Below are 14,869 nucleotides of genomic sequence, written 5' to 3'. Positions count from 1 at the left end.
TTAACTTACTTATTTTGTTATTCTCTTTATGGGGTGATATAAAAACTATTGATATAGTTTATTTAGCGATCAATCGCACTTAACTTTTAACTTTTAATTACTTCCTCTAATAACTGGGTAACCTCCTGTTGATTTTTTTCCAATTTGAATAGTTCACCAGCCATAGTTTGAGCTTGAGTAGCAATTTTACTGGTATGCTCTGGTTGCTGATAACGCTCGTTGATAATCTGGGCTAAAGCAGTAGCATCACCAGAAGGGAATAACCAACCCATTTTGTCTTCTTGAACTAATTCTGTCGTGCCTCCATTTCTACTAGCTACTAAGGGTTTGCCCGCTAACATAGTTTCTACTAAAACCCTAGAAGCAGGTTCGGGAGCGGTGGAAGTATGGGCGACTAAATCACAGCCTGTCATCAAGCGGGGTACATCTCGACGAAAACCTAAAAACTTGACTCGCGATACTAAATTTAGCTTAGTAACTTGCTCTTTTAGCTGGGCTGCGTATTCTTCTTCTCCAAACAAAGCATCTCCGACAAAGACAGCTACGATATCATCGGGACAATGACTTAAAGCTTCTAGCAAAACATCTTGTCCTTTCCAGGGAGAGAGACGACAAAAATGACCCACAATGAATTTATCGGCAAAGCCTAGTTCTTCTCTGACAGTGTCTCTTTCTGTTTCAAAGCCCTGAAATTTGTTTGCTTCAAAGCCGTTGTAAATTACTTGAACTAATTCTGCTTTGCCTCCTGCTGCGATAAAAGCGTTTTGGGCTGCTTGGGATACTGCAATTACTTTATTGGCAAAGCGATTGGCTAAAGTTACAATCAGACGACGATTAGTTGAGCTAAAGTGTTCGGGAGTGAGAATATCATGAAGGTGGTAAACAAAAGGGCGATTGCTAAAAGCACTAGCTAAAGCTCCGATTACCATTGCTTTAGGGGTATTAGCGTAAATTACATCGTAATCGCGACTGAGCTTGATTACTTTTAATAATAGGGGAATAAACTTACCCAAACTACTCAAGCCTTGTAGTAAACTACTTTCTCTTCTAACTTCAATGGGTTTACTGGCTAAAATGGTTACAGGTGTATTTTGTTTTTCGAGTAGTTCTCTAAATGGGCCATCTTCAAATAACCCAATTAGGCACTCTGTTTTGTATGGTTTCACTAGGTCTAGTAAAACCCTTTCTGCTCCTGCTAATTTACCAGTTTGATCGAGAAATAAAACTTTCATAACTCTCTAAAATAATTAGTAATTAGTGATGCTTAAATTGCTATCTTTTGTTTTTCTTTTAAGCTATAAAGACCAAACTCTTGCTTGATTTTTTCTGATAATTTCTGTGATTTTAATTTACGATAAAAGTCCCCTGCGATAAATTTGATTTGCTCTTTTAAAGGACGATCTTTTTGCGTAAAAAAGCTTTTTTGTAACCAAATATTTTCTTGGTTATCTGTCATATAAATAGAGCCAGGAAATGGTAAAGGACTGAGAGGTGTTCCTTTTTCTGCTAAGTATTTTCCAAACATTTGATGACGTTGATAATCTCTCGTAATTGCCTCAAAATCAACCCATTGAGGGAATACTAAATCGAATTTAAAAATATAGCTTGTACCGCACTTTTGGTTAAATTCTTGGGAGCGCAGATAAATTTGACTGTTACCTTCTTCGTACTCATAGCCTCGCTCGAAAAACCAGCCATTATGATTTGGGTCTTGTCTTTGAACAAATTCCACTATTTTGTTGCTGATACAATCATCAGCATCGACAAACATAACGTAATCGGGATTATATTTTTGGGCTTCTGCTAAACCCAGCCACATTTTGCGTCCTTTATCAACACATTGATCGTGATTTTCCGCTCTGATAAAAACTTTTTTATTCCAATAAGGAACGGGAAAATCTACCTCTAAATAACTTACCGCAGGATGGTTAAAGTCAATTTCAGGACGTTCGTGACAAACACAAATTACTCTAAAATCTTGAATATTTTGTTGACAGATAGAATGCAAAGTACGTTCAAATAATTTACAAACTTGTTTCCAAGAATTAGATACTTGAGAGCTTTTGATGGGGACTATAAAGACAAACATAACTGAAAAATATAAACTTTTTTTTTGCTAAATAACTATTTAAAAACAAGCCGATTTAGATTTTTTTAGAGATTAAATATTCTTTTTACTTGATATGTAAGCAAGGCTTAAAAAAGTAATTTTGAACTTTCAGTTTCTCCTGGCTCATCAGTTTTTGCGATCACTTTATCTTGATTTAAACTTTTGGGGTCTAACAAGCGATGCATAAAATCACGGAATTTGGGCGCAATTACCTCGTAATCAAAGTATTTAGCAGCTACTTCCACCGCAGCTTCTTTTTTAGTCTTAACTTCTTGCCAACTAAGATTATCGAGCCATAAAGCAGATCGATCCCAGAAAAAGCGATCGCTAGGATGACCTTCTGGTAAAGCCCAACCCCCATTAGCTGCATAATCATAAAAACCAGCAGTGGGATTCATTGCTACGGGGACACCACAACCTAAATATTCTGGTAATTTGGTAGTTAAGCGATAGTTGCCCATTTCGCCAAACAGGGTGACAAAGCCGATATCCATAGCATTCATTGCCGAAACTACTTCCGATTCTGGTAAACGTCCCGTAAAGACAATCCGAGAGCGTAATGATTTTGGGACAGCCTCTTCCATGCGGGTTTTACCATCACCATCTCCCACAATCAGAAAAGAAATATCATCTCTTTTAACTCGCTTCAGAATTTCTACTAGCTCGTAACCATAGCAGTAGGATTGGGGCGGTACCCAAATTAAACTACCTACCACACCACAAACTAAATGATTTTCAGGAATACCCAATTTTTGACGAATTGCTCGGCGTTTTTCTGGGCTATAGGGATAGAAGATATCAGATGCTACCGCTCCTTCTACGGTGACAGCTTTGGGCGCACCCATTCTCATAGCCACACCTGTTAAATAGGGAGTCCAACCCATAAAACCTGCACTATAGCGATAGAGCAAATGCTCGTAAATCTCAAAGATATTGCCTACTAAATTTCCTTTAGTAGTGCGAAAAAATCCTGCTATGGGGTCGCCAGAAGAGATTACATAGGGTTGTTGACGTAACAGAGAAGCCAAAATCAGATTAACTCCCCCCGCCAAACCCGTACCTTCTTGATACACCAAATCCCAAGGCTCAGATTTTAGTACTCGCCACACATCTTTAGCTGCTTCAACTTTAGAAATAGAGCGGTCTACAAAATAGTAAGAGACATCCGCGTTGAGCCATTTAGATAAACGATAAATTCTGCGTTCATCTTGACCGCCTTTTCCTGCTGTACCAAGGCAAAGAACTTTTTTCATCAATTAATCAAGTAAATAGAGTTAATAAAATTTGACTTTGAAGGTGAGGAGGAGTTAACCAAGGGATGAGGATTGAGGAATGAATGAAGGATCGGGACTTGTTTCTCATCAGGAATCTGCACCTAAAGTAAGAAATAAAAAAGAGTATTTTCCTCGTTCCTCTCTATTTGTTCTGTGTTTCCCTGGATGAGTTAACCACCAAACTGATAACCAAAATTCTCGACATCTTCGGTATATCTTTGTCTGACTAATTCTAAAAGTTCGGGAGTATAAAACTCTGTGTAAACAGGATATTGGGAAAGCTGGCGTAATTCTGCGGGGGTGTAGTCAGAATAATGACGATCGCCTGATGCTTTTTGAGGTATATGATCGTCTGTGAGACTGGCTCTTTTGCTGCGGTTTGCCCAACCTAAATTAGTCTTAGCACCAATTGTATCAGCGATCGCTTTAAAGTCAGTATCTAAGGTTTCAATGCGACCAACATAGTCAAACTGATTATTATTAATAAACATCGATTGGGGTTGCCAATGTCCATCAATTTCTTCGTTTTTGTGAGCAACTAAATATTCCACAAACTGTTTAAAAGTAATGCCTTTAATGTAATCTACTGGTAAATTACGATCTTGATAGTATTTTTCCACTACTTGCTTCCCAGGAGAACTAGACTGTTCGATATCTAGGGGTTTTACAAATTTATTGATATAGGCAGAAGTCAGTCTATCCCAAGGATTTCTGACAATAGTAAACTTAAAATATTCAGGATTATCTAGAAGAGCCATTGCTTCATCACGACGATCTAGATAGTGGGCAAAAAAGGATAAGTTGTGATCTACATAGGCGTGAAATAATTTAGGGGGCAAATCAAGCACCTCATCTTTGTTTTTCAGATCGCTCAATTGCACAGCAAAGCGTTTAAAACTAGAACAAGCCACTTTCGGAATCGGACAATAAACAAACTTATGTTCGTGGTTGGCAATATATGCTTTTTCTGCCCAAGGTTCTTCTAACCAACCTGGTTTAGTGCGGAAAATCACCTTATCGGCGATCGCTCTAAAGGCTTGAGCATAATAACTGATTGCTTGCCCAATTTTGCCTGCTTTAATAAACGCATTTCCTAAATAAGCAGGAGCTTTACTTCCAGTATCATTAAGTTGCAGTAAACCAGTAATCGAATTAATTTGAGTATTTTTTAACATTGTTGATTCTCCAAAAATATTTGCCTTTACCCTATAACTAAATACGCATAAATAAATTTAATAATGATAATTTTGTCTTTTTCCCCAAACCTGCCCTACCCCCACTCTTATTATCTATACGAGAAAGTTTTTTATCCTAACGAGCGCACAAGCCTACTCACATATTGTCTCTTTCACGGACAATATAAGCCCCCAAATTCGATTCTGTGGACACGTCCTTACCTTCTAGAGAATAGCCATTAGCTTCTCGCAACGAGAGCATTTTTTGATACTGATAATAACGATGGGCTGCAACTCCCAAACCTAAAAAGCCCCAGAAAATAATTCCTTGAACTTCTTTTAAAGGACTATTTAGGGGTAAGCGAGCCACAACGGTCATCACCACCCCCCTCATCGCCGTGGCAAAAGCATCGTTTCTACTGGCTGACTGATAAAACAAATTCAAAATTAATAGCAGCATCCCTCCCCCATAGAAAATAGTGCCAATCCAGCCCAAATTCATTAGTAAAGCTAATAGTGTACTGTCGTATTGCTTACCACCAATTCCTTGACCAAACCAGTTAGTCAAAGCTTCACCCAACACCTCTTCATAGGTTTCTTGTCTAGCATCAGCACTACCATCATTCTCTAGGTTGCCAAAGGTTCCCAATCGCTCTGTAACCCCTGAGAATTGCTCAATTTGAGTTAATGGTGCAATGCAAACTATCATAATCAGAAATACCAGAATTAAACGAATTTGAAACTTTTCTTTCAAAGAGAAAATTAAGGCCAAAAAACCAGCGAACCAGCCCAACCAACCACTACGCACCATTGCTAGCAAGAAAGATAGATAACCTGCAATTTGCGCTGGCATACTCAATCTACTGGTGCTACAAAGCAAAAGTAATAAACCCGCAGCCATGAAGCCCGCAAAGGGTTCTGGAGAATTAAGTGTCGAATAAACTCGGCATTTGAGAACTTCTACCCCACCACTACAAATACTATCGATGGGGGCGTTGGTTAGCCAGATGCGATCCCATTGGGGCAAAGCTACATATTGCAGTACGCCATAAGACCCGACAATTAGTACTCCATAGAGAAAAACCCGTTCAATATTGCGCTGAATTTGGGGATAACTGCGCCAATTAACATAGAGATGAAAGCCAAAAATAACGGGAGTAAACCATTCAAGAGTAGCAATTACTAATTTTGTGGGTTCTCGATAAATAATACCTACCAGTAAGCTATAAAACAAACCAATGAAAGCTAAAACAAAAGGTGTACCTAACTTACCTTGACTATTGAGCTTCGGTAACTGCTTAAACAAGGTGATAAAGCAAAGAGCAGTCACCAAAAAAGGACTCAATAGTATGGGACTGGGTTCTGTGTAGCCACTACCAAAATCAGCCAATCTACGCACAAAAGGAGTTAAAAACCAAAGCCACCAGGTATAACCTAGATAAAGAATTGGATAACGACTGTATAAGAAAAACCCCACTACCAAAGATGCTACAGGAAAGAATAGAGTAACCACTCTGCCTAAACCTGGGACTGCACCAATTAGACCTAATACTATAATGCCAATCATGGCAGTCCACGCTGGTGCTGGTTCTAAATTCCAAGGAGTTTTTTTCGAGGTATAGTTACTGCTAGTCATTACTAAATTAGGTAGGTAGACAAAACTAAATTAATAGTTAGAGAGTAGAGAACGCGCTGTCTTTGGCAACAAAATAGAGAATACTTGGTATATTTTGTATATTTTGTCCAGGTAATTAGTTAAACAATTTCCACTACAGATTGATCGGAAGGGCTTGGGGGAGGCAATAACTCTAAATATTGGTTTGCCATTACTTGCCAACTGTTAGCTTTAGCGATCGCTTTTCCTGCTGCTCCCATCTGTTTTCTGAGACTGGGGTTATGGGTCAATTCTGCCATTGCTGCGGTTAGAGTAGGAATATCTTCTGTATCAGGTAAGGTAAAGCCTGATTCTCGGGTTACTAAACTAGATACCCCCATATTTTGCGTAATTACTACGGGTAGGCCACTTGCCATAGCTTCTAACACCACCATGCCAAAGGTGTCGTAACGCGAAGGTAAGACAAAAAAGTCGGCAGATTGCATAATGGCAGCCACATCTTGACGAAAACCCAGAAACTGAACGCGATCGCCAATTCCCAGTTCGACCGCTAGCTGAGGATAGTAATTACTCCCTCTTAATCTACCTACCACCGCCAGATGGAGTTGGGGAACGTCTGTTAAAGCTCGGAGTACCGTATCTAAATTTTTACGTGGTAACTTCACATCTCCAATGAAGAGAGCTAACGGAACTTGAGAAGGTAATCCTAAAGACTTACGTTCATTGGTGGTTGAATTTTGTCCAGAAAATTCTTGACAATCAACTCCGTTGTTAATCACTTTTACTTTATCTGGCTCAAACCCATAATCAATTAATTCTTGTCGCAAATTTTCGGAAACTGCAATTAAAAATTTAGCTTGTTGATAGGCTTTTTTCTGTCTTCTAGCTAACAATTTACCGTAAATTAATTGATATAAACCGTAACTATTACGTTTCAATTGCCAAGGATGAAACGGAGAATTCAGCCAGGTATCATGGAAGAAATGAACGGTATAAGTATCTGCGGGGAATGAAGCACTAACACCACTTACTTGAATAAAATCAAATTTACTGCCGTGCTTTTTTAACCAAGCATTAGTTTGGCGATAAAAATCAAAATTTTTGAGGATAGTTGTCGGTAATTTTGATGATTTTAATTGAATAACTGTAGCATGGGGATGTTGCTTGATTTCTTCAGCAAACTTGTGAGCTATTAAGGTCACATTATGACCTTGGGCAAGAGCTTTTAGGGCGATTTCATAATTTACTCTGCCTTCGCCATTATGTTTAATAAAATTAATTGCTACTAAACAAATTTTCATGATTTTTTAGTTAAAAAATTGGCTGTAGATTTATGCTTTTATATATACTGCATGATAACTTATCGACATTTTTATAATTAGTAATTATGTTAAACAATTTAATTAAATCCGTTTTTTCTGCTTGGAACGAACTTGTTGAAAAACATAATCTAAATCTTTTTTGTTGAGTAACAAACTGGGAGGAGATACTTTTAAAACTAAGCCATAGCTTGAATAAACTAAAATCAATCTAATAGAACTAGAACAAAGTAGAGCAATACCCGCACCTTCCAATCCATATTGAGGAATCAGTAAAAACATCAGAGGAACACTTACAGCAACCCCCAAACCTTGCAAAATGGTTACTACTCCTGGTTTACCCACAGCCATAAAAGCCTGTAAAAAGACCCAGACAGTACCACTAATAATAATTTCAATCAGTAAAATCCGAAAAACAGAGATCGCTGCTAGAAATTCTTGACCATACAGTGCATTCAAAACTATCGGTGCGAGAAAACTAATTACCAGCCCCGCAGAACAAGTCAAAGCCAAACTAACTCTAACTGCTCTCCCTGTAACAGCTACGACTTCTTTTACTGGGCGACCAGCTACTTTAGGGAAGAGTACCGTCACAAAAGAAGTTTGGAACACGTTCATCATGCGCGATAGCTTCAACGCCACCACATAAATTCCTAAATTAGTACTACTTAAAAGACCGATAATCACCACCTGACTCAATTGCCCTGATAGAGTTTTTACTAACTCCACACCATAAGAGCGCACCCCATAACTCATCAACCTGCGGTAAGTTTTCCGTAACCCAGACCATTTAAACTTAAAGATTTTTTTCAGGTAAGCTACGCGGGAAGCAAAAACCACAATGCCAGGCAAAATGTATGCCAAAGCAGCAGTATAAGGAGTAATTTTATTAGAGATTGCCAAACCACCGAGCAGTATTAGAGTTCCTACAGGCATCATGTAGCGACCTAAATTAGAAATCGCAAACTGCGAAGAAGCATCTAAAGCCACTGCAAATAATTGAGCGAGTAAAAAAATCGGGACAATCGGCATCAACACCTGAGCCATCCGAATTGTCTCTGTGGGATACTGAGATAACCATTGGGGTAAAAAAACAATCCCTACAATAGCCGAGCCAATACCCAATACAGTACATAAAATAACCGCAGCCGAAAAGAAATTGCTTCTTTCTTCGGGATAGCGTCGCAAATTATAAACTAAAGCAGAAGGAATACCCAAAGTAATCACATTTGCCATAAATTCTGGCCACAAAATCAAGGCTGCTTGCTCCCCTCTACCTTCTGGCCCCAAAGTCCTTGCTGTAATCATTCCTGTGATTACGTTAATGGCTAAAATACCTACCATAGTAATCATGGTTTGAGCGGTGGCTGCAACACTTCCTTTTCCTTGAATCAGCCAATTAACTTTTTTACCGACATTCTGGAACATTTATTTAATTGATTCCTAAATTAGAAATGGAAGTAAATTCGGAGATTAGTCTCCAGAAACTCGATTTTCCTGAGTAAAATCTGCCACTAAGTAGTTTTTTGGGAAGGACTTTTACCCAACAAAGCCAAAGGCAAATGGAGGAGTAAAGTTTTGAGGTCTAAGCCCAAAGACCAATTAGTTAAATATTCACGATCTTGTAAAAAGATGTCTGGGGTATCTGCTTGTGGCAAACGCTGAAACTGAGAACCGACAATCCCAGGAACCACATTTAACACTTTGCGCTGTTGATCGTTGAGACTTAGAGCTTCATCCAAAGAGTAAGGGTAACGACCGACAAAGCTCATTTCTCCCCGCAACACATTAATTAACTGGGGTAAATTGTTCAGGCTAAATTTGAACGCTCTTCGACCGCTACGATTTCTAGTAAAGTGAAAAGTTTCAAACAGTAACCCTTTTTTCCCTACACATCTTTGTTTTTCAAAGATAGGCTTACCTGCTAGTTTTTGTTTGCCAATCATCACTAACATCACAGGACTCAGTAACCACAAAATCAATAAAGCCATCACAAAGTCAATACTTCTTTTGAGATTCCAAGCCCAACTATTTTGGAGTAAAAACAGTTTGCGATCGCGCAATGTTCGCAAAAATACTTTTTTTTGGGCTTTTTTGCCTGCTTTAGCCCAAATCTCTGCTTCTGCTGCTTCTAATTGAGGCGTAAGACAAATCTTATCAATGGGAGACTTTTTTAAACAATTAATTAACCACCATTGTGACTTGAGGGCTGGCAACTCTGAAAGTCCCATACCACCGTTAGTACTTACCCACAAAATTTTATTACGCCATCTGACATGACGAGGACTTGTAGAAGGAGAATTTTTGCTGGAGTCAAAGCTTAAGTCGATGGTTTTGAAAGCAGTGATCCAGACATTATTTTTGCTCATAGTTGTTTCGTTTCCTCTTAATATTGTTGTTACACCTCAGCAGAAGGCAAATAACGTTTATTCTTCGCATATCTTTGCTGTACCTCTCTGGAGTCATTGGCTACCATTCCCAGCACATTAATCCTTCCGAGTAAGCCATAGGTTTCCATTAGCTCGGCGAAATTAGCTTTCTCTAAACGAGCTACCACCACTGTTCCACTACAAGAAGAAGCAATTTTAATCGCATCTACCATGCCAATTGCAGGAGGAGTATCAATTAATACTAGGTCGTAAGTCTTCTCAAAATGCGCGATCAAATTTTGCAATCTACCCGAACTAAGTAATTTTACAGGGTCGCTCGTAGCAGAGCCAGAAGTTAAAACACTGATTGTGGAACCCGCACGAGAAATTTCTTGAACAGTGGGAACACTGGTTACGCCATCAAGTAAGTCAGAAAGCCCCACACCATTAGAAATATCGAGTTTTTCGTGTAAAGTAGGACAACGTAAGTCCCCATCAATCACCAAGACTTTTTTGCGCCGACGAGCAGCACTCAAAGCTAAACCCAGAGTAATTGTTGATTTTCCTTCTCCTGCGATCGAGCTAGTAATTGCTATAGAATTAATCAGAGAGTTCTGAGACATTAATTGAATATTCTCATAAACCAAATCGAGAGATTCACGGAAGGGTAGCCACTCAATAACTTGAAGAGGAATAGTCTCTTGATCGTTACCAGAGAAAAACGGTAAGCGGACTGAAAACTGACTATCTTTGATCTTAGATAACCCTGGAGTTGTACCCAGTAATGGGAAGTTAACCTTCTCTTGTAACTGCCTAGAAACGCGTATTTTATTATCAGAAGCTTCCATAATAACTACGGAAACTGCACCTAAAAACACAGAGACAATTCCGCCCAGTACCAAATCTTGAGTTATATTGGGACTTATTTGTAACCCCTGTTGTGGTGGCTCAATAATCTCCCAACTAAAACCGCCACGGTTAATGACAATACCAATTTCTTGTCTGGATTCTAGTAGTTTTTTGAGAGTGGCTTGGTGAACTGCAACTTCTTGCTCTAAGCTATTGTATTGAGCGATTAAATCGGGAAATTGATTGAGTTTTTCTTTGAGTTTCTGTTCTGTAAGTGCTAGACTTCTTTCTCTCGATTCCAGCCCAATCAATTCATTTCTAGTGGAAGCTAAGGCTTCTGCTAGCTCTAAATTAGAACTATCTAATTGACCACGGCTTTCTAGATTATCAGAACTACTTACTTGAAGATTAGTTGACCCCAAAATGTTGCCAGCTTCTTTTTCTAGTAGCTGTTGTTTTTGACGACGTTCTGTTAATAAACCTTGAACTATAGGGTTAGAGTCAGTGAATCTACTCCGTTGTGTTTCTAGTTCTATATCTATTCTTTGTAACTCATTCAATAAGTTTTGATAGCGACTGGATAAACTTAATCTTGAATCTACAGAATCAACGTTTCCTGTGGTTGCTAATTGCTGTTCAAGAGACTCGTATTTACTTTGAGTTTGTTTATACTGAGCTTTCAACTCTTCTCTTTGTTGCCTAGTATTAGTTAGTAATTTAGATATATCAATAGCTTCTGTTTGTGGTGCAATCAAATTATATCTAGTCAGCATCACCTCGAGGTTTCTTTCGGCGTTGGTTAGCTTTTGCCGAACTTCTGGTATTTCCTGATTAATAAAGCTTAAACCTTCTCGAAGTCTTTTATCTTGTTGTTCTAAGTTGTATTCTAAATAAACCTCTTGAATTGCCTCTAGAACTCGCTGGGTTTTTTCGGCATCTTCATCCTTGTAGACTGCTTGGAAAATTTTAGTTCCTACTTCCTTCTTATCTTCTTGTTCTCTTACTTGAGAAACTACTAGATAGTTCTGAATTTCTTCAGTAGTAATATCGGGATAAGAAGGTCGTAATTTGACGACTGCTCTACCTAACAATTGTGAACTACGCATTAAATTTAATTGAGTGGCATAGTCAATCTCGATACTGGATTCAATCGGATCGAAATCACCTCTATTATCTTTATCCTCGTAGTTCGGCTCTACTAGCATTTGCATTGAGCTTCTGTAAACAGGTTTTTGAGTCAAAACCAAAGGAATCATACAGGCTAAGACTCCACCACAAATTCCAATAAAATAAGAGCGACGTCGCCAAAAAATAGAAAATATTTCGCCGTAGCCTAATTCTGTAGAATTATCTAGATCGTAAACATTTTGATTCATATAATTTTCAATCCTTTGCTCCATTTTTTTGGGGCTAAATTATTAACTAAAAACCTCTAATGCGGAGTTACCGCAAAATTCCCCAATAATTTGTTTAATCTTACTAAAAAATACTGACTCAGAGAAATTGTCAACCGCATGATTTCTGATTTGTTGATAATCCCAGTCAGTTCGGTCTGCTCTAAATAAAGCATTATGAAGTGCTTCTGGAGTTTGAGGTGAAAATAAAATCCCTGTGACACCGTCAATCTGAGTATCTAAAACACCCCCTGCACCATAGGCAATTACGGGAGTTCCACTAGCGTTGGCTTCAATAGGTACTAAGCCATAATCTTCTAAAGCCATGACAATTACACCTTTTGCTTTTGCCATTAAATTAGCGCGTAATTCATCCTCGACATAACCAAGAAACTTGATATTATCTAAAGCTAAAGATTCTAATCGCGCTCTTTCTGGACCATCACCAATGATGATTAGAGGTAAGCCAAGCCAGTTAAATGCCTCAATAACTATATCGAGTCGTTTGTAACTAATCATGCGAGAAGATATCAAATAATATTCTTCTTTGGCATCAGAAAAAATAAATTTACTGGTATCTATAGGATAGTTAACTGTAAGAGCGTTTCTTTTATAGTATTTTTTGATTCTTTTAGCGACAGTAGAAGAATTAGCGATGTAAAGATCTGGCTCTTGAGCGCATTCTAAGTCAACTTTCCGAATCGGATTAAAGACTTGATTGATTAGAGGAGAAAATGATTGATAGCTATTGTTTTCTTGAAGATAGATTTTAGTATCCCATAGAAAACGAGTTACATTATGGCAAAAGCAGATATGCATTGCTCCTGGCTTTTTGCGTACTCCTTTGGCAAAACTGGAGGTACTACTAATAATTAAGTCGTACTCTTGAAGGTCTAAGGAGCGGAATGCTGGATAATACAAAGGAACAAACAAGCGAAAATGGCTAGTCGATCCTGGGATATCTTGCAGAAAGGTTGTGTGTACTTCTCTACCTTCAATTTCTACTGTTTTTTCCTCATGATGAACAGATGTATAAATATCACCTTGAGGAAAGTAGGAACAGAGCATTTCAAATACTCTTTCTGCCCCACCTCTTTGTGTCAAATAATCGTGAACTAAAGCTATCTTCATAACTTGATTAACCTCTTGAGCAGTTATTTATAAAAGAGTAGTTCTGACAAATTGTAGGATGTATCTCATTGCTGCTTGGTATTAAAAGTGCTTTTAAGTGTTTTTCCTAGACTTAAATTAGTTAAGAAAAATATTAAGTAGATCTAACAGTTCAATCTAAGCGTTCATTTTATGTGTTTTATATTTACTTTTCTGGTTCAAAGTAATATTTATCTAAGTAATCTTACTTTGAACTAACTAATATTACCCTGAATGAGTTTGATCCCTAGTAACTATAAGGTAAGATTATGGTAACTTTTTGTAATTTCTAGTAACTCTTTGTTACTACAGCATAGTCATTATCACTGATGTCTGCTGGGTTTAAGAGCAAATGATTAGAAAGAAACAGGAAATCAGTATTTCGATAAAAATAATTGTTTTCTGAATTGGCGATCGCGCAGCACCTCAGCGAAGCTGAGATCGCCATTAAGCCAAATAATCCCTTGAACACTTGTATTGAACAATCCTTTTGAGTAAACTATGACAGTCTTTTTATAGGATGAGCTTGGGGAAAATATGCAGCTCTTGATTTTTTAGTTTCAGTGATTTTACTGAAGTATAATTTTAACTTTTGATAATCGATTTGGGTAATCTAAATTATCGAACGATCGAGGTGCAAATAGATTACGGATGTGGCAGACTAAATTTGGGCAGCTATTATTATTCTTATTTTCAAGTGGTATACTCGGTTTTTCCTCTTCATCTTTGACTCAGGCTCAAGTAGTTCCCGATCGCAGTTTGAACGATGAAAGCTCTCTTGTGACTAATGATGTGATGGTTAAAGAGGCTTTAGCCGATCTGATTGAAGGTGGCGCAATTCGCGATCGCAATTTATTCCATAGTTTTATCGAACTGAGCATTAATAATGGCGATCGGGTTTATTTTGCTAATCCAGAAAGCATTACCAATATTATCACTCGCGTGACGGGAAATAATATCTCAGAGCTCTTCGGTACTTTGGGAGTAGATGGTGCAGCTAATTTATGGTTGCTCAATCCTAACGGGATTGTCTTTGGCTCAAATGCCACTTTAGATGTTAATGGCTCATTTTTAGCTACCACAGCAGACAGTTATATCTTTAATAATGGTTTTGCCTACAGTGCTACTAATCCAGAAACTCCACCTCTATTAACGATTAATATTCCTTTAGGATTACAGTTTGGGGAAACGGCAGAACCCATAATTAATCAATCTATCGCCCCCGATCCTCTTTCAGAAAGTCCCAGAGGATTGCAAGTACCGACTCAAGAAACGATCGCTTTTGTCGGAGGAGAGCTTAAGATAACAGGAGGCAGAATTTCTGCACCCCAAGGTAATATCGAATTAGGTAGCGTTGCCGAAAATAGTTTTGTCTCCATTGAACCTACTCCACAGGGCTGGAAGTTAGATTACCAAGAAACGAGCAGCTTTCAGGATATCAATTTAACTGATGAGGCTAGAATTGAAGCTATTGGTAATGGCGCAGGTAACATTCGACTCCAAGGAAAAAATATTCGGTTGCAAAATGGCTCTGATATCTTAAATATTACTTTAGGTACGGAGAGTGGAGGTCAAATATCTCTCGTTGCCAGTGACAATATAGAATTGACGAGCC

General features: G+C 38.2%; 11 protein-coding genes. 1 reads left to right on the top strand and 10 read right to left on the bottom strand.

Going from position 1 to position 14,869, the window contains the following annotated elements; all coding sequences use genetic code 11:
• Positions 1–86: 86 nt before the first annotated feature.
• The 10 genes from H1P_RS07700 to H1P_RS07655 all read right to left on the bottom strand — a co-directional run bounded on the left by H1P_RS07700 (position 87) and on the right by H1P_RS07655 (position 13,236).
• On the bottom strand, positions 87–1,232 hold the full coding sequence (locus H1P_RS07700; RefSeq protein WP_144865758.1) for a glycosyltransferase family 4 protein: 1,146 nt from the start codon (positions 1,230–1,232) through the stop codon (positions 87–89).
• Positions 1,233–1,264: 32 nt separating this feature from the next.
• Positions 1,265–2,089, bottom strand: coding sequence for a glycosyltransferase family A protein (locus H1P_RS07695; RefSeq protein WP_144865756.1), 825 nt, complete (start codon positions 2,087–2,089; stop codon positions 1,265–1,267).
• A gap of 107 nt (positions 2,090–2,196) precedes the next feature.
• Entirely contained in the window at positions 2,197–3,363 is a 1,167-nt protein-coding gene (locus tag H1P_RS07690) for a glycosyltransferase (RefSeq protein WP_144865754.1), read from the bottom strand.
• A gap of 191 nt (positions 3,364–3,554) precedes the next feature.
• Complete coding sequence (locus tag H1P_RS07685; RefSeq protein WP_144865752.1) at positions 3,555–4,559, bottom strand: sulfotransferase family protein; 1,005 nt, start codon at positions 4,557–4,559, stop codon at positions 3,555–3,557.
• Positions 4,560–4,716: 157 nt separating this feature from the next.
• Positions 4,717–6,195, bottom strand: a complete 1,479-nt coding sequence (locus H1P_RS07680; protein ID WP_144865750.1) for an O-antigen ligase family protein — start codon at positions 6,193–6,195, stop codon at positions 4,717–4,719.
• A 119-nt stretch (positions 6,196–6,314) separates the two neighbouring features.
• A complete protein-coding gene (locus tag H1P_RS07675; RefSeq protein WP_144865747.1) occupies positions 6,315–7,475 on the bottom strand; it encodes a glycosyltransferase family 4 protein in 1,161 nt (386 codons plus the stop codon).
• Between the two features lie 102 nt (positions 7,476–7,577).
• On the bottom strand, positions 7,578–8,921 hold the full coding sequence (locus H1P_RS07670) for a lipopolysaccharide biosynthesis protein (RefSeq protein WP_144865745.1): 1,344 nt from the start codon (positions 8,919–8,921) through the stop codon (positions 7,578–7,580).
• A gap of 86 nt (positions 8,922–9,007) precedes the next feature.
• Entirely contained in the window at positions 9,008–9,862 is an 855-nt protein-coding gene (gene hepC / locus H1P_RS07665; protein WP_144865743.1) for a heterocyst development glycosyltransferase HepC, read from the bottom strand.
• Positions 9,863–9,891: 29 nt separating this feature from the next.
• Positions 9,892–12,087, bottom strand: a complete 2,196-nt coding sequence (locus H1P_RS07660) for a GumC family protein (RefSeq protein ID WP_186375881.1) — start codon at positions 12,085–12,087, stop codon at positions 9,892–9,894.
• A 42-nt stretch (positions 12,088–12,129) separates the two neighbouring features.
• Positions 12,130–13,236, bottom strand: a complete 1,107-nt coding sequence (locus H1P_RS07655) for a glycosyltransferase (protein WP_144865738.1) — start codon at positions 13,234–13,236, stop codon at positions 12,130–12,132.
• A 669-nt stretch (positions 13,237–13,905) separates the two neighbouring features.
• Here H1P_RS07655 and H1P_RS07650 point away from each other — a divergent pair.
• Positions 13,906–14,869: filamentous hemagglutinin N-terminal domain-containing protein (locus H1P_RS07650; RefSeq protein ID WP_144865736.1), on the top strand; the 964-nt coding region annotated here is incomplete at its 3' end.

It is taken from the genome of Hyella patelloides LEGE 07179, from assembly GCF_900659865.1.
Taxonomy (GTDB): domain Bacteria; phylum Cyanobacteriota; class Cyanobacteriia; order Cyanobacteriales; family Xenococcaceae; genus Hyella; species Hyella patelloides.
This window is presented reverse-complemented; position numbering and strand designations above follow the sequence as displayed.

Coding starts and splice junctions, on each gene's coding strand:
- hepC (WP_144865743.1), bottom strand. CDS start 9,862: ATGAGCAAAAATAATGTCTGGATCACTGCTTTCAAAACCATCGACTTA.
- H1P_RS07695 (WP_144865756.1), bottom strand. CDS start 2,089: ATGTTTGTCTTTATAGTCCCCATCAAAAGCTCTCAAGTATCTAATTCT.
- H1P_RS07655 (WP_144865738.1), bottom strand. CDS start 13,236: ATGAAGATAGCTTTAGTTCACGATTATTTGACACAAAGAGGTGGGGCA.
- H1P_RS07675 (WP_144865747.1), bottom strand. CDS start 7,475: ATGAAAATTTGTTTAGTAGCAATTAATTTTATTAAACATAATGGCGAA.
- H1P_RS07680 (WP_144865750.1), bottom strand. CDS start 6,195: ATGACTAGCAGTAACTATACCTCGAAAAAAACTCCTTGGAATTTAGAA.
- H1P_RS07700 (WP_144865758.1), bottom strand. CDS start 1,232: ATGAAAGTTTTATTTCTCGATCAAACTGGTAAATTAGCAGGAGCAGAA.
- H1P_RS07690 (WP_144865754.1), bottom strand. CDS start 3,363: ATGAAAAAAGTTCTTTGCCTTGGTACAGCAGGAAAAGGCGGTCAAGAT.
- H1P_RS07660 (WP_186375881.1), bottom strand. CDS start 12,087: ATGAATCAAAATGTTTACGATCTAGATAATTCTACAGAATTAGGCTAC.
- H1P_RS07670 (WP_144865745.1), bottom strand. CDS start 8,921: ATGTTCCAGAATGTCGGTAAAAAAGTTAATTGGCTGATTCAAGGAAAA.
- H1P_RS07685 (WP_144865752.1), bottom strand. CDS start 4,559: ATGTTAAAAAATACTCAAATTAATTCGATTACTGGTTTACTGCAACTT.